Source organism: Modicisalibacter ilicicola DSM 19980, from assembly GCF_900128925.1.
Lineage (GTDB): Bacteria > Pseudomonadota > Gammaproteobacteria > Pseudomonadales > Halomonadaceae > Modicisalibacter > Modicisalibacter ilicicola.
This window is the reverse complement of the sequence record NZ_FQUJ01000016.1, coordinates 69,798-87,085: the sequence shown is the minus strand read 5'-3', so window position 1 is coordinate 87,085 and position 17,288 is coordinate 69,798. Positions and strand designations below refer to the sequence as shown.

17 protein-coding genes are annotated in these 17,288 nt (G+C 63.2%); 14 read left to right on the top strand and 3 right to left on the bottom strand.

Going from position 1 to position 17,288, the window contains the following annotated elements:
- Window positions 1-379: FAD-binding protein (locus BUA41_RS15860; RefSeq protein ID WP_217652835.1), on the top strand; the 379-nt coding region annotated here is incomplete at its 5' end.
- Between the two features lie 164 nt (window positions 380-543).
- Here the strand turns inward: BUA41_RS15860 and xthA are convergent.
- Complete coding sequence (gene xthA / locus BUA41_RS15855; protein ID WP_072824634.1) at window positions 544-1,365, bottom strand: exodeoxyribonuclease III; 822 nt, start codon at window positions 1,363-1,365, stop codon at window positions 544-546.
- Window positions 1,365-1,610 carry a hypothetical protein gene (locus BUA41_RS15850; protein ID WP_072824632.1) on the bottom strand — a complete coding sequence of 82 codons (246 nt, stop codon included), beginning with the start codon at window positions 1,608-1,610 and terminating at the stop codon, window positions 1,365-1,367. Before BUA41_RS15850 ends, xthA begins: the two co-directional genes overlap by 1 nt.
- 166 nt (window positions 1,611-1,776) lie before the next feature.
- Between BUA41_RS15850 and rhlB the strand changes: the two genes are divergently transcribed.
- Window positions 1,777-3,051, top strand: a complete 1,275-nt coding sequence (rhlB, locus tag BUA41_RS15845) for an ATP-dependent RNA helicase RhlB (protein WP_072824630.1) — start codon at window positions 1,777-1,779, stop codon at window positions 3,049-3,051.
- A gap of 3 nt (window positions 3,052-3,054) precedes the next feature.
- On the top strand, window positions 3,055-5,193 hold the full coding sequence (dinG, locus tag BUA41_RS15840; protein WP_072824628.1) for an ATP-dependent DNA helicase DinG: 2,139 nt from the start codon (window positions 3,055-3,057) through the stop codon (window positions 5,191-5,193).
- 92 nt (window positions 5,194-5,285) lie between these two features.
- Here the strand turns inward: dinG and BUA41_RS15835 are convergent, their stop codons facing one another.
- Window positions 5,286-6,365 carry a 3-deoxy-7-phosphoheptulonate synthase gene (locus BUA41_RS15835; RefSeq protein ID WP_072824626.1) on the bottom strand — a complete coding sequence of 360 codons (1,080 nt, stop codon included), beginning with the start codon at window positions 6,363-6,365 and terminating at the stop codon, window positions 5,286-5,288.
- Window positions 6,366-6,648: 283 nt separating this feature from the next.
- Here BUA41_RS15835 and rpoE point away from each other — a divergent pair, with 283 nt between their 5' ends.
- The 11 genes from rpoE to pdxJ all read left to right on the top strand — a co-directional run bounded on the left by rpoE (window position 6,649) and on the right by pdxJ (window position 17,288).
- Complete coding sequence (gene rpoE / locus BUA41_RS15830; RefSeq protein ID WP_072824624.1) at window positions 6,649-7,254, top strand: RNA polymerase sigma factor RpoE; 606 nt, start codon at window positions 6,649-6,651, stop codon at window positions 7,252-7,254.
- Between the two features lie 193 nt (window positions 7,255-7,447).
- Window positions 7,448-8,191, top strand: coding sequence for a sigma-E factor negative regulatory protein (locus BUA41_RS15825; RefSeq protein WP_072824622.1), 744 nt, complete (start codon window positions 7,448-7,450; stop codon window positions 8,189-8,191).
- 41 nt (window positions 8,192-8,232) lie between these two features.
- Window positions 8,233-9,192 (top strand): MucB/RseB C-terminal domain-containing protein, encoded by a 960-nt coding sequence (locus tag BUA41_RS15820; RefSeq protein ID WP_245791940.1) that lies wholly within the window; start codon window positions 8,233-8,235, stop codon window positions 9,190-9,192.
- Window positions 9,189-9,686, top strand: coding sequence for a SoxR reducing system RseC family protein (locus tag BUA41_RS15815; RefSeq protein ID WP_072824618.1), 498 nt, complete (start codon window positions 9,189-9,191; stop codon window positions 9,684-9,686). The genes BUA41_RS15820 and BUA41_RS15815 overlap by 4 nt, the downstream gene beginning before the upstream one ends.
- Window positions 9,687-9,807: 121 nt before the next feature.
- Complete coding sequence (locus BUA41_RS15810; RefSeq protein ID WP_072824616.1) at window positions 9,808-11,238, top strand: DegQ family serine endoprotease; 1,431 nt, start codon at window positions 9,808-9,810, stop codon at window positions 11,236-11,238.
- Window positions 11,239-11,422: 184 nt separating this feature from the next.
- Window positions 11,423-13,240 (top strand): translation elongation factor 4, encoded by a 1,818-nt coding sequence (lepA, locus tag BUA41_RS15805; protein WP_072824613.1) that lies wholly within the window; start codon window positions 11,423-11,425, stop codon window positions 13,238-13,240.
- Between the two features lie 30 nt (window positions 13,241-13,270).
- On the top strand, window positions 13,271-14,074 hold the full coding sequence (gene lepB / locus BUA41_RS15800; protein ID WP_072824611.1) for a signal peptidase I: 804 nt from the start codon (window positions 13,271-13,273) through the stop codon (window positions 14,072-14,074).
- 51 nt (window positions 14,075-14,125) lie between these two features.
- Entirely contained in the window at window positions 14,126-14,815 is a 690-nt protein-coding gene (rnc, locus tag BUA41_RS15795) for a ribonuclease III (RefSeq protein ID WP_072824609.1), read from the top strand.
- Window positions 14,812-15,711, top strand: coding sequence for a GTPase Era (era, locus tag BUA41_RS15790; protein ID WP_072824607.1), 900 nt, complete (start codon window positions 14,812-14,814; stop codon window positions 15,709-15,711). Before rnc ends, era begins: the two co-directional genes overlap by 4 nt.
- Before the next feature lie 61 nt (window positions 15,712-15,772).
- A complete protein-coding gene (recO, locus tag BUA41_RS15785; RefSeq protein ID WP_072824605.1) occupies window positions 15,773-16,477 on the top strand; it encodes a DNA repair protein RecO in 705 nt (234 codons plus the stop codon).
- 16 nt (window positions 16,478-16,493) lie between these two features.
- The gene (gene pdxJ / locus BUA41_RS15780; RefSeq protein WP_072824603.1) at window positions 16,494-17,288 is read left to right on the top strand and encodes a pyridoxine 5'-phosphate synthase; all 795 of its coding nucleotides are present in this window, start codon (window positions 16,494-16,496) and stop codon (window positions 17,286-17,288) included.

Sequence of the window (17,288 nt, the reverse complement as noted above, 5' to 3'; positions counted from 1 at the left end):
CAAGAGCGAGCGTCCCGAGCTGGGTGGTGCCCGGGTGGTCGTCTCCGGCGGGCGCGGCATGGGCAGCGGCGACAACTTCAAGCTGCTCGAAGGCATCGCCGACAAGCTCGGTGCCGCCATCGGTGCCTCCCGGGCCGCGGTGGACGCCGGCTTCGTGCCCAACGACTACCAGGTCGGCCAGACCGGCAAGATCGTCGCCCCGGAGCTGTACATCGCCGTGGGCATCTCGGGGGCCATCCAGCACCTGGCGGGGATGAAGGACTCCAAGGTGATCGTCGCCATCAACAAGGACGAGGACGCCCCGATCTTCCAGGTTGCGGATTATGGTCTCGTCGGTGACCTGTTCGAAATCCTGCCCGAGTTCGAGCAGAAGCTGTAGGAAGCTGTAGTTTGAAGGCGGGCGATGGAGTGTCATCATCGCCCGATGAATCGGGCTCCTGCAAACCCTTTAATATCAACCATCTGTAGGAGCTCGCTTCAGCGAGCGATGAAAGCATTGCCACCACCCGCTCGATCGGGCGCCCACCAGAACCAGAGTTTCGACTATCGAGCAAGATCGAGATCGGCCCACACCGGCGCATGATCCGAGGGCTTCGGCATGCCGCGCAGGTCATAGTCGATCCCGGCATCCGTCACCTTGTCGGCCAGGCAAGGGCTGACCAGGATGTAGTCGATGCGCAGCCCGCGCTTGGGGTCGCGCTCGAAGCCCCTGGAGCGATAATCGAACCAGCTGAAACGGTCGTTCACCTCGGGATGGCGCAGACGGTAGCAATCCTGCAGGCCCCATGTCTTGAGGCGCCCGAGCCATTCGCGTTCGATGGGTTGAAAGCTCGTCTTGCCTTCGCGTAGCCAGCGCCTGCGATTGGCGTCGCCGATGCCGATGTCGATGTCCTCGGGCGAGATGTTGAAATCGCCCATGATGGCGATGCGCTGCTGCGGTCGATGCTCCTCTTCGAGCAGCCTGGCGAGCCGGGAATAGAAGCGCTGCTTGCAGGGAAACTTGGTCGGGTGGTCGATGTTCTCGCCTTGAGGGAAATACCCGTTCCAGACGATCAACGACTCACCATCGCTGCCGACCAGGCGGGCGCCGATCAGGCGGCGCTGGGCATCCTCGCCGTCATCGGGAAAGCCATAGAACAGGGTATCTGGCTCCTGGCGGCAGAGCAGGGCGACACCATAGTGGCCTTTCTGGCCGTGATGGTAGACGTGATAGCCCAGCTGGCGCACCGCCTCGAGGGGGAATTCGTCATCGTGAACCTTGGTTTCCTGCAAGCCGATGATGTCTGGCGCATGCGCTTCGACCAACGCCTGGAGCTGGTGAAGACGCGCCCGCAGTCCATTGATGTTGAATGACACCAGCCGCATCAGGAGGCTCCGTCGTTATCGTTATCATCGCGTCGTGGATGCAACTCCAGAGTCGGGGCGCTCCGCTGTCGTGCCAGCTTGTTCGCCGCCTGGGCCTTGCGCTGCCGACGCTTTTTCTGGACGTATCGGTTCGAAGGCGCCAGTTCTTCGGGGTTCTCGTGGCGCCACTTGCGATAGTCCTTGCGTCGGCCGGTGCGCAGGGTGACCTTGTCGGCCAGTGAGCGGGTCTTCTTCTTGCGGGTCATGGTCGTCTTCCTGAATCGGTTGCGTCGATTCTACCAGTCTCGCAGGGGGTGTGCCGACCGCCGAGGCATTCGGATCGAGACGGGGTGGCGCCCTCGTCGCCAAGGACTGTTACAATGGCCGCTGTCTTTCATTACCCATCCAACAACGGAACATGACCCCACGCCTATGAGTGAGTCGGAGAAGACCCCCACGCCGGCCCAGAACCGTCGACCCAAGCGGCGGCGTCGCAAGCCGCGCAAGTCCCAGACCAACTGGGATCTGCGTCACTTCCAGGTCACGCCGGTGGCGGGTAAATGGCGCTTTCATGACTTCGATCTGCCCCTGCCGCTGATGCACGCCATCCACGCCCTGGGCTTCGAGTACTGCACGCCGATCCAGGCCGAGGCGCTGGCCCATACGCTGCTGGGAGGCGATGTGGTCGGCAAGGCGCAGACCGGCACGGGCAAGACGGCTGCCTTCTTGATTTCCATGCTGGCCTATTTTCTCGAGGAGGAGGCGCCGGACGGCCAGAAGACCGGTGCCCCGCGCGCACTGATCGTGGCGCCGACCCGGGAGCTGGCCCTGCAGATCGAGAAGGATGCCAAGGCGTTGGCTCGCTTCACCTCGCTGAACGTTGCCAGTGTGGTGGGAGGCATGGATTACCAGAAGCAGCGCGACAATCTCGCCAAGAAGCTGGATATCCTGGTGGCCACCCCGGGGCGTCTGCTCGATTTCCATCAGAAGCGCGACGTCGATCTGACCCAGGTCGAGGTGCTGGTGCTCGACGAGGCGGATCGCATGCTGTCGATGGGATTCATCCCCGACGTCAAGCGCATCATTCGCCACACACCGAAGAAGGAAGAGCGTCAGACCTTCCTGTTCTCGGCGACATTCACCCAGGACATTCTCAACCTGGCCAGTCAGTGGACCCACCAGCCGGCGCACATCGAGATCGAGGTCACCGTCGACAACGCCGCCGACATCGACCAGCGTGTCTACATGGTCAGCGACGACGACAAGCAGCGTCTGCTGGTCAACCTGCTCAAGCAGGAAAGCTTCGACCGGGTGATGGTCTTCGGCAATCGCCGTGACCTGGTGCGTAAGCTCGATGACCATCTGCGCAAGGCAGGCGTCGACGTCGCCATGCTCTCCGGTGACGTGCCCCAGAACCAGCGCATCAAGACCCTGGAGCGTTTCCGTGAAGGGGAGCTTACGGTACTGGTGGCCACCGACGTGGCCGGTCGCGGCATCCACATCGACGATGTCAGCCATGTGATCAACTACACCTTGCCGGAAGACCCCGAGGACTACGTGCATCGCATCGGTCGTACCGGGCGTGCCGGCGCCAAGGGCGTGTCGATCAGCTTCGTCGGCGAGGAAGACGCCTTCTCGTTGCCAGAGATCGAGAACTTCATCAACGACAAGTTGCCCTGCGAGCATCCGCCGGAAGGATTGCTGTAGGCGATGCTCGACGAGGCGCTGAAGGAAGAGATCCAGGCTGCGTATCGCCGGGTGCTCGAGGGGCTCGACCTGACGCCGCGCTATGGCCAGCGCCTGATGATCGCCGAGATCGCCCGTACCCTGGCCGGCATCGAGTCCGATGAAAGCGGCCGCAGGCTCTCCAACGAGCATGTCTGCGTGCTCGAGGCCGGGACCGGTACCGGCAAGACGCTGGCCTATCTGCTGTCGGCATTGCCCGTGGCCCAGGCCCGCGGCAAGCGACTAATCGTCTCGACCGCCACCGTGGCATTGCAGGAGCAGGTGCTGCACCAGGATCTTCCCGCGCTCAAGAAGCACAGTGGCCTGAGCTTCGACTTTGCGCTCGCCAAGGGTCGCGGCCGCTATCTCTGCGTGGCCAAGCTCGACCAGGCCCTGGATGGCGTGGAGGACAATCCCACGCTGTCGCTGTTCGAGCAGGCCCTGGCGTCCCGGGAGGGCGACGACTTCCAGGCGCTGGTCCAGCAGATGGCCGAGGCCTATGGCAACGGGCGCTGGGAGGGGGATCGCGACAGCTGGCCGGTAGCCATCGAGGAGGGCAGCTGGCGGCAGTTGACCACGGACCATCGCCAGTGCACCAACCGACGCTGCGGCCACTTCGGGGCCTGTGCGTTTTTCCGTGCCCGGCGCCATCTCGATCAGGCCGACATCATCGTCGCCAATCACGACCTGGTGCTCGCCGATCTTTCCCTTGGCGGTGGCGTGGTCCTGCCCTCTCCCAAGGAGTGCATCTACATCTTCGATGAAGGGCACCACCTGCCGGACAAGGCGCTGGAGCACTTTCACCATCGCCTTGGCATCAATGCGACCCTGCGCTGGCTGCGTACCCTCAAGAAATCGCTGACCGAGCTGAACGCCGCCTTGGCTTCTCAGCCGACGCTTGCCCGCCTGTTGGCCGGTTTTCCCGAGTCGATCGCTGGTATCGAGCCGCGCCTGGGGGAGGCCTACGGGCTAGGGCATCAATTGGCCGAACTGCCCAACGGGGCGGGAGACGAGGCGCGTCATCACCGTTTCGTCCAAGGACGTGCACCGGCGGCCCTGCGCGATCTGGCTTCGGGGCTGGTCGTGCCCTTTGCCGAATTGGCACGCAACCTCGAGAGCATGGCCGACATCCTGCGCGAGAGCCTCGACCCGGACAAGGCCACCGGGCTTGCACGCGAGCAGGCCGAGCCCTGGCTGCCACTGGTAGCCCTGCTGCAAGGGCGTGCCCTCGAGGCCCATGCGCTATGGCAGGCCATGGCCGCCGAAGATACACCGGGAGAGCCGCCTCAGGCGCGCTGGCTGACCTTCGACCAGCAGGGGGGCGATGCGGAGCTGACCTTGTCGGCCAGTCCGGTCTCGGCGGCGGAAACCCTCGCGCGTCATCTCTGGGGCAGCTGCTACGGGGCCGTGATCACCTCGGCCACCCTGACCGCGCTGGGCCGCTTCGAGCGATTGCAGGAGCGAGCAGGGCTTGCCAATCGTTATCGCTACCAATGCCTGCCGAGCCCCTTCGATTATTCCAAGGCGGTGCTCAGCGTGCCCAAGGAGGCGGTGGACCCCAGCGATCGCGATGCCCACGAGCGTGCCATTGTCGATTTCGTGGCTGCCCTGAAGCAGCAGGAGGCAGCGCTGGTGCTGTTCTCGTCCCGGGCCCAGTTGCGTGCGGTGGAAAAGGCGTTGCCCAAGGCGCATCGCGAGCGTGTGCTGGCCCAGGACCGATTGCCCAAGCGCGAGCTGATCGACCGTCACCGCAAGCGTGTCGATGCCGGCGAGAGCAGTGTGATCTTCGGGCTCGCCAGCTTTGCCGAAGGCATCGATCTCCCCGGCGACTACTTGACGCATGTGGTGGTCACCCGCTTGCCCTTCGCGGTGCCCGATGATCCGGTCGGAGCGACCCTGGCCGAATGGATCGAAAGCCGTGGCGGCAATCCCTTCATGCGCATCAGCGTGCCCGACGCCTCGATCAAGCTGGTTCAGGCCTGCGGTCGACTGATTCGCAAGGAGGCCGATCAGGGCCGCATCACGCTGCTCGACCGGCGTGTCTTGACGCGTCGCTACGGACGGGCGCTACTCGACTCCTTGCCCCCGTTCCGGCGTGAAATCGATGGCGTGGTACAAGGTTGATCCCACCTGACTCCCTCGTTGACCCCTGAGCAAGGCAAGCGGGCCCGCCGATGGTGCGGCAGGCCCGTTGTCGCAGGGCCGTGCAACGAGTTTCAGGCCGCGTCCCGACGCTGGCCCAGCACCGGGCGGAGCTTCTCGGCCATGTCGTGGAAGGTTCTTTCCGTGGTATCCCAGTCGATGCAGGCATCGGTGATCGACACGCCATACTGCAACTGACTGCGATCCTCGGGCATCTTCTGGCTGCCCCAGCCCAGGTGGGACTCGACCATCAGTCCCATGATCGAATGATTGCCCTCGAGGATCTGGTTGGTGACGTTTTCCATCACCAGGGGCTGCAGGGCAGGGTCCTTGTTGGAATTGGCATGGGAGCAGTCGATCATGATGTTGGCCTTGAGGCCGGCCTTCTTCAGCTCCTGTTCGGCCAGGGTCACGCTGACGCTGTCGTAGTTGGGCTTGCCGTTGCCGCCGCGCAGCACCACATGACCGTAGGCATTGCCGCGGGTGCGAATGATCGCGACCTGGCCGGCCTGGTCGATGCCGAGAAAGTTGTGGGAGTGGGCCACGGACTGCAGGGCGTTGATCGCGACGTCCAGGCTGCCGTCGGTACCGTTCTTGAAGCCGACCGGGCAAGAGAGCCCGGAGGCCATCTCCCGATGGGTCTGGGACTCGGTGGTGCGGGCGCCCACCGCCGACCAGCTGATGCAGTCCTGTAGGTACTGGGGAGAAATGGGGTCGAGCGCTTCGGTGGCCAGGGGCAGCCCCATCTCGGAGAGTTCCACGAGCAGGCGGCGCGCGATATGCAGGCCTTCCTCGATCTCGAAGGAACCGTTGAGATGCGGATCGTTGATCAAACCTTTCCAGCCCACGGTAGTGCGGGGCTTCTCGAAATAGACCCGCATCACGATATAGAGGCTATCGCTGACCTCGTCCGCCAGGCGCTTCAGGTGGCGCGCGTAGTCCCGGGCGGCCTCGACATCATGAATCGAGCAGGGGCCCACGACCATCAAAAGCCGGGGGTCAGTGCCGTCAAGGATGCGCTGTATGGTGTGACGACCGTCGATGACGGTCCTTTCCGCCGCCGGGGATAGCGGGATCTCCTTTTTCAAGGCTTCCGGCGTGATCAGGACGTCCTGGGCGAGGACGTTGAGATTGTTAACCTGTTGATCGGACATTCAGATACCTGTGACGATTCGCGCTGAGGGGCAATGTTGTCTACTATCGCTTGTCGCCCGTGGAAAAATCAATGATTCGAGGCGGTTCGTCCTCGTCATTCGCGGTACCATCCGGCTGGGACGGCTTGATGCGATGCCGAGAAACAGGAACACTATGCACAGCCATTCCACCAGCCTCCTGCCACGAGTCTGCTACATGACTGCAATGGGAGAGACCTTGTCGATCCAGCACCAGTGCGCTGCTATCTCACGTGTTTCAACTTGCCCGTACGGGAGGGGCTGAATGGGCAACAGGGAAACCGATCAGCAACTCGTGGAGCGCGCTCAGCAAGGTGATACCCGCGCCTTCGATCTGCTGGTAAAGAAGTACCAGCACAAGATCATCGGGCTCATCGGGCGCTACGTGCATGACCATGCCGAAGTCCAGGACGTCGCTCAGGAAGCCTTCATCAAGGCCTATCGTGCCCTGGGCAAGTTTCGGGCGGAAAGCGCCTTTTACACCTGGATGTACCGCATCGCGATCAACACGGCAAAGAATCACCTGGTGTCCAAGGGGCGTCGGCCACCGGGAAGCGATCTGGACATCGGGGATGCCGAGATCTTGGATCACAGTGGCCGTCTGTCCGACATCGAGACACCGGAAGCTTCCATTGCCCGGGACCAACTGGAAACCGCCGTTTTCGAAGCGATAGAACGCCTCCCCGAAGACCTGCGCACTGCCATCACGCTTCGGGAACTCGATGGTCTTTCCTACGAGGATATCGCCGCCATCATGCAGTGCCCCGTGGGCACGGTGCGCTCACGCATCTTTCGTGCCAGGGAAGCCGTGGACAAGCATATTCAGCCGTTGCTCGATACCGTGGGAAGCCAGGATGTGATTCATGAGTAAGTGGCCGGAAATTTTTGGAAAAACACTGAACTGTCTGCTCGTTCTGACGTCATAGGAGTTGTTCGCACCTGCGGGTGCGGGGGGAAACAGGTCTGACGGCAGAACTCGTGTCCAGGCTTTAGAGAACGGTGTTTCGATAATAATGAGCCGAAGCGTTATCGGCTATTCGTCTTGTCGAATGTGAGGGTGTGAGATGAAGGACAATTTGCGCGAGTCGCTGTCCGCGTTGATGGACAATGAAGGCGATGAGCTTGAATTACGTCGTGTGTTGAAAACCGCCGACACTGCACCGGACGATATTCAGGCGTGGCGACGCTATCATCTGGCGCGAAGTCTGATGCATCGTGATCACTCCATCGACGTGTCCAGCGATATCTCGGAACGCGTGTTCGCTTCGCTCAAAACCGAGCCGGCCCCCCAAGGCTCCTCCCAGGACGGGCCTGCCCGCCAGGACGTGCCTGCCCGCTCGGGTGGCTTGTCCTTTGCCGGCAGTGCCGCCGTGGCAGCTGCGGTTTCCCTGATGGTGATCACCGGCGTGCAGTTCTACAACGGTGGTGACTCCGGAACCTCGCCCGACATGGCCAGCAGCAGTGCCGACAGTGCCACGACCCGTCAGGCGAGTTCCGGCGCTGGCCAGGGCGCTCAGCCCGCCTCGCTTTCGAATGGCACTTCCTTGCCCCCGCGTTCCGTGACCGAGCTGCCTGCGTTTCGCACGCCGTCCTCACTCGGCAGTGGCTTGATGGAGGTAGGAGCAGATATCGACATGCCGTTGTTCATGGCACCCCAGCAGCGGCAGTCTGCCCGAGCGGAACGCGAACAGGCGCGGTTGCTGCAAAACTATCTCGAGCGACATGCCGAAGGCGCGGCCCATCGTTCGGGCGAGGCCTGGATACCCCTGCTGCGTGCCTCTTCCCAGGAAACGCTGGGTAGTCGCTGATGGCGGTGCCGCTTCGAACAGCGGCTCTCGGGGGGGCCGCATTGCTGCTTCTCATGACGACGGTGGTTTCGCCTTCTGCCGTCGCCTCCACCGATACCGATAACAGCTTCGATTGTCAACGACTGGCCGAAGCCGAAATGCCGACAACACCCGTCGATTGGCTCGAGCGCAGCATGCTGGCCAGTCAGTGCTATCTATTCCAGGCGCGGGCCGTGCGTATCAGCCGAGAGGGGGTGCGCACCCTGGCTCTGGTCCATGAAATTCATGATGGCGTCGTGCGCGAGGTGGCCAGTTATCTGGACGGCCCCGCGGTCGTCTACGAGCGTTACGGCCGTGTCGGCCGCAACGCGGTTCTGATCAATCGGGCCGCGGGTGGTTCGCAGGCGGCTGATCTTGACCATGTCGAACGCTACTACCGCCTGACTCTCGGTGGTGAAGAGCGTATTGCCGGGCGTTCCAGCATGCGCCTGGATGTCCAGCCGCTGGATGAGTTTCGTTATGGACATCGCCTATGGCTCGACAGGGAAACCGGATTGCCCCTCAAGCAGAACCTGATCGATGGCGAAGGGCAGATCCTGGAAACCTTCCAGATGACGGAACTGGACAAGCCGACACTCTATGACAAGCCGGTCGCGCTCGAGCCAGTGCACGACATGCCGCTGGGCCCTTGGCAGCCAGGATGGTTGCCGGCGGGGTACACGCTTGCACCGCTCCCACCGTCCCCCGGTTTCTCCGGAAAGACCGTGAGCCACAGGCTGTACAGCGACGGTCTGTCGAGTTTCAGCCTGTTCGTCGAGCCGCTGGAGGAAGGCTCCAAGGCATTGTTGCCCGGCCTCCATCGCCTTGGCATCTCCCATGCCGCCGTACGACACCTGAGCATGAACGATCGCGTCATGCAGGTCGTGGTGATGGGTGAGCTGCCCCCCGAAGTGCTGCATCGGGTCGCCTCTCAGCTGCAGTACCGCAGCGTCGAACGTGCCCAGCGAGAGCCCGGGCCATGAACGAGCAGGGGCTGTCGCCGCCGGCTTCGACGCAATGGCTGGAGGAGCGTGCCGTGGTCGTCGCGCTCTTTGACGGGGGGGCATGGGTCGAGGCAAAGCCCCAGGCCGGCTGCGGCGGATGCACCACTCCAAGCTGCGGTGCCGGTCTGCTGGCGCGAAAGCGGGCGCCGCGATTGCCGATCCATACGAGTACGCCACTGCGAATTGGCGATCACCTTCGCCTGGGCGTGCCGGCAAGGGGCTTCTTGCAAGGTGCCCTGATCGTCTATGGCCTGCCGTTGCTGACCGCCATTCTGGCTGGTGGGCTCGCCGAGGCGCTGGCACTGGCCCATGCCGGCGTTCCGCTGACGTTCGTGGCCGGACTGCTCGGCGGTTGCCTGTTGAGCCACCACTGGCTTCAGCGGCATCGTCGCCGTCACCATCCTATACTGCTGGCAGTGGACTCTCGGACGGTTTCCCGCAACGACGCCGATGGGTTTTCTCGTGGCCACTGAACTCTCGATCTACACCGATATCCAATGTTTCCGGGCGCGGGCAGGCCCGGTGAGGCTGCCCGCGACTTCATCGGGACATCACAGCACCGTATTGCATGAAGCAGGTAACCAGGAGTACTCAATGCAACGTATCACACGATACCTTTCCCTGTGGCTGATGCTCATGATGATGGCGTTCGCCGCGCAGGCTGCCCAGGCGCGGGAACTGCCTGATTTCACGGAGTTGGTCAAGCAGGCAGCACCCGGCGTCGTCAACATCTCCAGCACCCGGGAAGTGGAGCAGCGCGCCATGCCCTTCGGTGAGTTCGGCGGAGAAGAAATTCCCGAGTTCTTCCGGCGTTTCTTCGAGGATCAAATGCCGCCGGGGCATGGTCAGGGCGGCCCGGGGCGGCGCCAGGAGCGGCAATCCCTGGGCTCCGGGTTCATCATCAGCAAGGACGGTTACGTACTGACCAATGCTCACGTGGTCGAGAGTGCCGATGAGATCGTGGTACGCCTGAACGATCGTCGAGAGCTCGACGCGGAACTCATCGGCGCCGATGCCAAGACCGACGTCGCTCTGCTCAAGATCGAGGGCGAGAATCTGCCGACTCTCGAACTGGGGGATTCCGAACAGCTCGAGGTGGGCGAATGGGTGGCCGCCATCGGCTCCCCCTTCGGTTTCGACCACTCGGTGACCGCGGGAATCGTCAGCGCCATCAACCGGACGCTGCCCAGCGATGCCTACGTTCCATTCATCCAGACCGATGTCGCGATCAACCCGGGCAACTCCGGCGGGCCGCTGTTCAACCTGGATGGCGAGGTGGTCGGCATCAATTCCCAGATATTCACCCGCAGCGGCGGCTTCATGGGATTGTCCTTCGCCATTCCGATCAACGTGGCCATGGACATTGCCGATCAGTTGCGGGCCGATGGCCGGGTGAGCCGTGGCTGGCTGGGCGTGGTGATCCAGCCCGTGTCCAAGGATCTCGCGGAATCCTTCGGTCTCGAGGGGCCGCAAGGGGCGCTCATCGCCGAGGTGGCGCCGGACGCTCCGGCCGCCAAGGCAGGCCTGAAGGCCGGCGATATCGTGCTTTCCGTCAATGGGGACGAGGTCGATCGCTCCAGCACCCTGCCGCGCCTGATCGGCCGGGTCGACCCGGGCAGCGAGGTCACGCTGGAGTTGATGCGCGAAGGCAAGCGCATCACCAAGACCGTCACGGTGGGCGACTGGCCGAGCGACGAGATGCCCATGGCGTCGGCTCAGGACAAGGATGATTCCCGTACCCGTCTCGGGGTGATGGTCGCTCCCCTGGCGAAAGAGCAGCTCGAAGAGCTCAATCTCTCTTCCGGGGTTCGGGTCGAGCAGGTGGCGCCGGGTAGCGTCGCGGCCAGTGCTGGAGTGCGTCCCGGCGACATCATCGTCTCTCTCGACCAGCAGGACATCGACTCCGGCAAGCGTCTCAGCGAGGTGGTGAGCCGCATCGAGGGCAATCGCGCGGTGCCCCTGCGCCTCTACCGAGACGGGCGTTCGCTGTTCGTGGCCTTGCGCCTGGGCGATCAGGAGGATTAGTCGTCGGCCGGTTCAGGCGACCGATGTCATGCGTAACGGGGCCGCGGTGGCCCCGTTATCGTATTGTCCCCACGTGGACCCGGACGCTTCTGTCCTTGGCGGGGCCTAGTCGGTACAATGTCCACACATTTTTGGCGCTCTCCGGCATGGTAGGGCGCATTTCATCATGGCGGACAAAGAGTCAATGGCAGACACGGCGAGTTCCGATCGAATCAAGCACATCCGTAACTTCTCGATCATCGCGCACATCGATCACGGCAAGTCGACCCTGGCAGATCGTATCATCCAGCTCTGTGGTGGCCTGACCGAGCGGGAGCTCAAGGAGCAGGTGCTCGATTCGATGGATATCGAGCGTGAGCGGGGCATCACCATCAAGGCGCAATCGGTGACCCTGGACTACCGTGCCGAGAGTGGGGAAATCTACCAGCTCAATTTCATCGACACCCCGGGGCATGTCGACTTCTCCTACGAGGTGTCGCGTTCGCTGTACGCCTGTGAAGGTGCCTTGCTGGTCGTCGATGCCGCCCAGGGTGTCGAGGCGCAGTCCGTCGCCAACTGCTATACCGCGATTGCCCAGAATCTCGAAGTGCTGCCGGTGCTCAACAAGATCGACCTGCCCCAGGCCGATCCGGATCGCGTTGCCCAGGAGATCGAGGAAATCATCGGGCTCGATGCCGTCGATGCCTGCCAGGTGTCGGCCAAGACCGGCCTGGGCATGGAAGCCTTGCTCGAGCGTCTGGTGCGTGACATCCCGGGCCCCAGGGGGAGCGCCGAAGCGCCGTTGCAGGCATTGATCGTCGATTCGTGGTTCGACAACTACCTCGGTGTCGTGTCGCTGGTGCGGATCTTCGATGGCACCCTGAAGAAGGGCGACAAGATTCGCATGAAATCCACCCAGCGGGACTGGGAAGCCACCGAAGTGGGTATCTTCACCCCCAAGCGTCGCCCGACCGGCATCCTGCGAGCCGGTGAGGTCGGCTTCGTGGTCGCCGGTATCAAGGATATCCATGGTGCTCCGGTGGGCGACACCATCACGCATGCCAAGACACCGGATGTCGAACGCTTGCCGGGCTTCCAGAAGGTCAAGCCGCAAGTCTATGCCGGCATGTTCCCGGTGAGTGCCGACGACTACGAGGCGTTTCGCGATGCCCTCGAGAAGCTTGCGCTGAATGACGCTTCCCTGGAATATGAACCGGAGAATTCCGATGCCCTGGGCTTCGGCTTTCGCGTCGGTTTCCTCGGCACGCTGCACATGGAGATCATCCAGGAGCGTCTCGAGCGCGAGTACGACCTGGATCTTCTGACCACGGCGCCCACGGTGGTCTACGAACTGGCGATGGACGATGGCGAGATACGCTACGTCGCCAATCCATCGAAGCTGCCGGACATGGCCAACGTCGACGAGATGCGCGAGCCCATCGTGCGTGCCAGCATCCTGGTTCCTCAGGAGTTCGTCGGCAACGTCATCGCCGAGTGCGAACAGCGACGTGGCACTCAACTCGACATGCAGTTTCTGGGTAGCCAGATACAGCTGACCTACGAACTGCCGATGAGTGAAGTGGTCATGGATTTCTTCGACCGCCTCAAGTCGATCTCCCGAGGCTATGCCTCCCTGGATTACGGTTTCGAGCGTTTCGAGGCCGCCAAGCTGGTACGCCTGGACGTATTGATCAATGGCGACAAGGTCGACGCCCTGGCAGCCATCATCCACCGCGATCACGCCCACGGGCGCGGTCGCGCGCTGGTGGAGAAGATGAAGGAGCTGATTCCTCGTCAGATGTTCGATGTGGCCATCCAGGCGGCGATCGGTGGGCAGGTCGTGGCGCGCTCCACGGTCAAGGCCTTGCGCAAGAACGTCACCGCCAAGTGCTACGGGGGTGACGTGACGCGCAAGAAGAAACTGCTCGAGAAACAGAAGGCGGGCAAGAAGCGCATGAAGCAGGTCGGGCGGGTGGAGATTCCACAGGATGCTTTCCTGGCCGTGCTGAAAACTAACGATTGATTCAAAGAACCCTCAGGACCAAGACGACCCATGGATTTTTCGTTGCTGTTAGTGGTGGCCGTAGCCGTCACGGGATTGATATGGCTACTGGACATTCTCTGGTGGCGACGTGTGCGCCGCGACAAGCTGGCCAGGGCGGAGTCTGAAGCTGGCACGACGCTGGATGACAAGACCCGCCGCAAGCTCGGCAAGGAGCCCTGGCCGGTCGACTATTCCCGCTCGTTCTTCCCGGTGCTGCTGGTCGTTTTGCTGTTGCGCAGCTTCCTGGTGGAACCCTTCCAGATTCCGTCGGGGTCGATGCGGCCCACCCTGGAGATCGGCGACTTCATCCTGGTCAACAAGTACACCTACGGCTTGCGCCTGCCGGTGACCCACACGGAGATCGTCGATTTCGGAGAGCCGGAGCGTGGCGACGTGATGGTCTTCCGTTTTCCGGAGGAGCCAACCATCAATTTCATCAAGCGTGTCATCGGGCTGCCTGGCGACCGGATTCGCTATGAAGGCAAGCAGCTCTACGTCAACGGCGAGCCCGTGCCGAAGCAACTGACCGACGCCAGCCCGGCGGAGGCGCCGGGCGAACAGCGCTTCCAGGAGCGACTCGCCCAGCGGGTTCACGCGGTTTACAACAACCCTCGGGACCCGGGGCCTCAGGTGCGCGAGGTAGTGGTACCCGCGGGGCATTATTTCGTGATGGGTGACAATCGCGATCACTCCAACGACAGTCGCTACTGGGGTTTCGTCCCCGAGGAGAATATCGTGGGCAAGGCCTTCGCCGTGTGGATGCACTGGGATGGCGGACTGCCCAGCTTCACCTCGGTGCGTGGCATCGAATGAGCCCATCGCGACCCACCCCTTTTACCCGGCAACGACAGAAGTAGGAGCATCGTGAGTACCTCCCACACGGCCTTCAGCCGCCACATCGGCTATTCGTTTCGCGATCCCGCCCTGCTGGCGCTGGCGCTGACCCATCGCAGCTACGGTGGAGACAACAACGAACGCCTGGAATTTCTCGGCGATTCCATCGTCAATTTCGTGATCGGCGAGGCCTTGTTCCAGCGGTTCCCGCAAGCCCGGGAGGGCCAGTTGTCACGGCTGCGGGCGCGACTGGTCAAGGGCAAGACCCTGGCCGAGCTGGCTCGGGAGTTCTGCCTTGGCGAGCAGTTGCGCCTGGGGTCGGGAGAGATGAAGAGCGGTGGGTATCGGCGTGACTCGATCCTGGCCGACGCGGTCGAGGCGGTGATCGGCGCCATCTACCTGGATGGCGGCATGCAGGAGGCCAGGGCCCGGGTGCTTTCCTGGTACGCCAGCCGGCTCGAATCGATCAACCTCCAGGATACCCAGAAGGACCCCAAGACGCGGCTGCAGGAGTTTCTGCAGTCTCGCCAGTCGGCATTGCCGCGGTACGAGGTGGTCTCGGTGGAAGGCGAGGCACATGCTCAGACGTTTACCGTCGAGTGTCACGTGCAGCTGCTCGACGAGCATACTGTCGGCATCGGCACGAGTCGTCGCCACGCCGAACAGGAAGCCGCCGAAAAGGCACTGTCCCTGATCGAGCCCAGAGGAGGCCGCCCATGACGCAACGCTGTGGTTTCGTGGCCATCGTCGGCCGCCCCAACGTCGGCAAGTCGACCCTGATGAACCGGATCCTGGGGCAGAAGATATCGATCACCTCGCGACGCCCGCAGACCACGCGCCATCAGGTGATGGGCATCAAGACCGAGGGCGAGGCACAGTTCATCTACGTCGACACACCCGGCATGCACATCCAGACCCGGGACCGCAACAAGGCGATCAATCGCTTCATGAATCAGGCGGCCACCCAGGCGCTGCGCGACGTGGATTGCGTGGTCTTTATCGCCGACCGCACCCGCTGGACCCGGGAGGACGACGTGGTGCTCGACAAGCTTACCCACGTCAAGGCGCCGGTGATCCTGGTGCTCAACAAGGTCGACTGGCTCGAGAACAAGGCCGAGCTGCTGCCCTGGCTCGAGCAGCTGCAAGCCAAGCGGGAATTTGCCGCCATCCTGCCCATTTCAGCCAAGCATGGCACCAATGTGCCCGAGCTCGAGGCGGAGGTCGCCAAGTACCTGCCCGAAGGCGTCCACCACTTCCCCGAGGAGCAGATCACCGATCGCAGCCAGCGCTTTCTGGCGGCCGAGCTGGTCCGAGAGAAGGTCATGCGTCAGCTGGGAGACGAGTTGCCCTACCAGATGACGGTAGAGATCGAGGAATTCCGCGACGAGGGCCGTGTCGTGCACATCAGTGCCCTGATGCTGGTCGAGCGCGCGGGGCAGAAGAAGATCCTGATCGGCGAGAACGGCGAGCGCATCAAGAAGATCGGTCGCGAGGCACGCCTGGAGATGGAGAAGGCGCTCGGCGCCAAGGTCATGCTCAACCTATGGGTCAAGGTCAAGCGTGGTTGGTCGGACGATGACAGGGCGCTGAAGAGCCTGGGCTACGACCTGGACTGACCTTGCCAACCCTGGCCTGGCCATCGCTCGACGAGGGTCAGGCGAATGTCAGGAACTTGAGATGCAGCCTCAGCCGGCTTTCCTTCTTCACAAGCGTCCTTATCGGGAGACCAGTGCGCTGGTCGAGTTGATCACCCTCGAGCATGGGCGGGTGCGCGGCGTGGCCCAGGGTGTCCAGCGGGCCGGCAGCAAGGCGCGCTCGCGGCTGCAGCCCTTCACGCCGCTGCATGTCACCTGGATCGGGGAGGGCGAGCTCAAGCGCCTGCGGCTGATGGAGTCCGCCGGGGCGACGGCCCTGCTGGCCGGAGAAGGGTTGCTTTGTGGCCTCTATGCCAACGAGTTGCTGACTCGTGCGTTACCGCCGCTGTTGCCGGTGCGCGAGGTCTTCGCTTTCTATGGTGCCCTGCTCGGCGAACTGCCGGCCCCCGAGCGACGTGCTCCGGCGCTGCGGCGGCTGGAGGTCGCGACCCTCGAAGCATTGGATGCCGAGCCGGTGTTCCGAGATGAAGAAGAGCGCGAACTGGACCCTCAGCGTCGCTACGTCTATCGTGCCGAGAGTCGTCGCTTCGTCCCTGCCGGTGAAGGGCAGCAGGGCGCCGACGGGAGAACCCTGCGCCTGCTGGCCCAGGATGGCTGGACGCAGCCCGGCCTGGCCGGTGTGGCCAAATCGTTGACGCGTGCCGCACTCGCACCGCTACTGGGATCGAAGCCCTTGCGTTCGCGAGAGTTGATGTCACAACTGGCCGCGCGGCGACGGCCGAATTGAAACCTGGAGAATCCCCATGCAACCACCGCGCCTGTTGCTTGGCGTCAATATCGATCATGTCGCGACCCTGAGGCAGGCCCGTGGCACCCGCTACCCGGACCCGGTCCAGGCAGCGCTGCTGGCCGAGGAAGCCGGTGCGGACGGTATCACCGTACACCTGCGCGAGGACCGTCGGCATATCCAGGACCGCGATGTACAGCTGCTGGCCGAGGTGCTCGCAACCCGGATGAATCTCGAGATGGCAGTCACCGAGGAGATGATCGCGTTGGCGGAACGGGTGCGGCCGGCGCACGTCTGCCTGGTGCCCGAGAGACGCGAGGAGTTGACCACCGAGGGTGGCCTCGACGTGGTGAGCGGAGCCTCGCGCATCGCCCAGGCATGCCAGCGCCTGGCAGCCGCCGGTTGCGAGGTGTCGTTGTTCATCGACCCCGACCCCGAACAGATCCGGGCGGCCTTCGAGGCCGGGGCACCGGTGGTCGAGCTGCATACCGGCGCCTATGCCGAGGCCAGCGGCGAGACGGCGCGCATCGAACATGCGCGCCTCGCCGCTGCCGTGGAACTGGCCGGCGAACTGGGGCTGGTCGTCAATGCCGGCCATGGCTTGCACTATCACAACGTCGAGGCGATCGCCGCGATCCCGGGACTCAACGAACTCAACATCGGTCACGCCATCATCGCCCGGGCGCTGTTCGTGGGGTTGAAGGAGGCGGTCGCCGAAATGAAGCGCCTGGTGATCGCCGGTCACGAGGCGGGTTTCGTGGCTTCCCTGGAGGAGCACGACCACGGGCATGAAGCGGGTTGCTGCGAGTGA

Coding starts and splice junctions, on each gene's coding strand:
- BUA41_RS15835 (WP_072824626.1), bottom strand. CDS start 6,365: ATGTCCGATCAACAGGTTAACAATCTCAACGTCCTCGCCCAGGACGTC.
- BUA41_RS15825 (WP_072824622.1), top strand. CDS start 7,448: ATGAAGGACAATTTGCGCGAGTCGCTGTCCGCGTTGATGGACAATGAA.
- lepA (WP_072824613.1), top strand. CDS start 11,423: ATGGCAGACACGGCGAGTTCCGATCGAATCAAGCACATCCGTAACTTC.
- dinG (WP_072824628.1), top strand. CDS start 3,055: ATGCTCGACGAGGCGCTGAAGGAAGAGATCCAGGCTGCGTATCGCCGG.
- rhlB (WP_072824630.1), top strand. CDS start 1,777: ATGAGTGAGTCGGAGAAGACCCCCACGCCGGCCCAGAACCGTCGACCC.
- BUA41_RS15810 (WP_072824616.1), top strand. CDS start 9,808: ATGCAACGTATCACACGATACCTTTCCCTGTGGCTGATGCTCATGATG.
- BUA41_RS15815 (WP_072824618.1), top strand. CDS start 9,189: ATGAACGAGCAGGGGCTGTCGCCGCCGGCTTCGACGCAATGGCTGGAG.
- xthA (WP_072824634.1), bottom strand. CDS start 1,365: ATGCGGCTGGTGTCATTCAACATCAATGGACTGCGGGCGCGTCTTCAC.
- BUA41_RS15850 (WP_072824632.1), bottom strand. CDS start 1,610: ATGACCCGCAAGAAGAAGACCCGCTCACTGGCCGACAAGGTCACCCTG.
- recO (WP_072824605.1), top strand. CDS start 15,773: ATGCAGCCTCAGCCGGCTTTCCTTCTTCACAAGCGTCCTTATCGGGAG.
- era (WP_072824607.1), top strand. CDS start 14,812: ATGACGCAACGCTGTGGTTTCGTGGCCATCGTCGGCCGCCCCAACGTC.
- lepB (WP_072824611.1), top strand. CDS start 13,271: ATGGATTTTTCGTTGCTGTTAGTGGTGGCCGTAGCCGTCACGGGATTG.
- rpoE (WP_072824624.1), top strand. CDS start 6,649: ATGGGCAACAGGGAAACCGATCAGCAACTCGTGGAGCGCGCTCAGCAA.
- pdxJ (WP_072824603.1), top strand. CDS start 16,494: ATGCAACCACCGCGCCTGTTGCTTGGCGTCAATATCGATCATGTCGCG.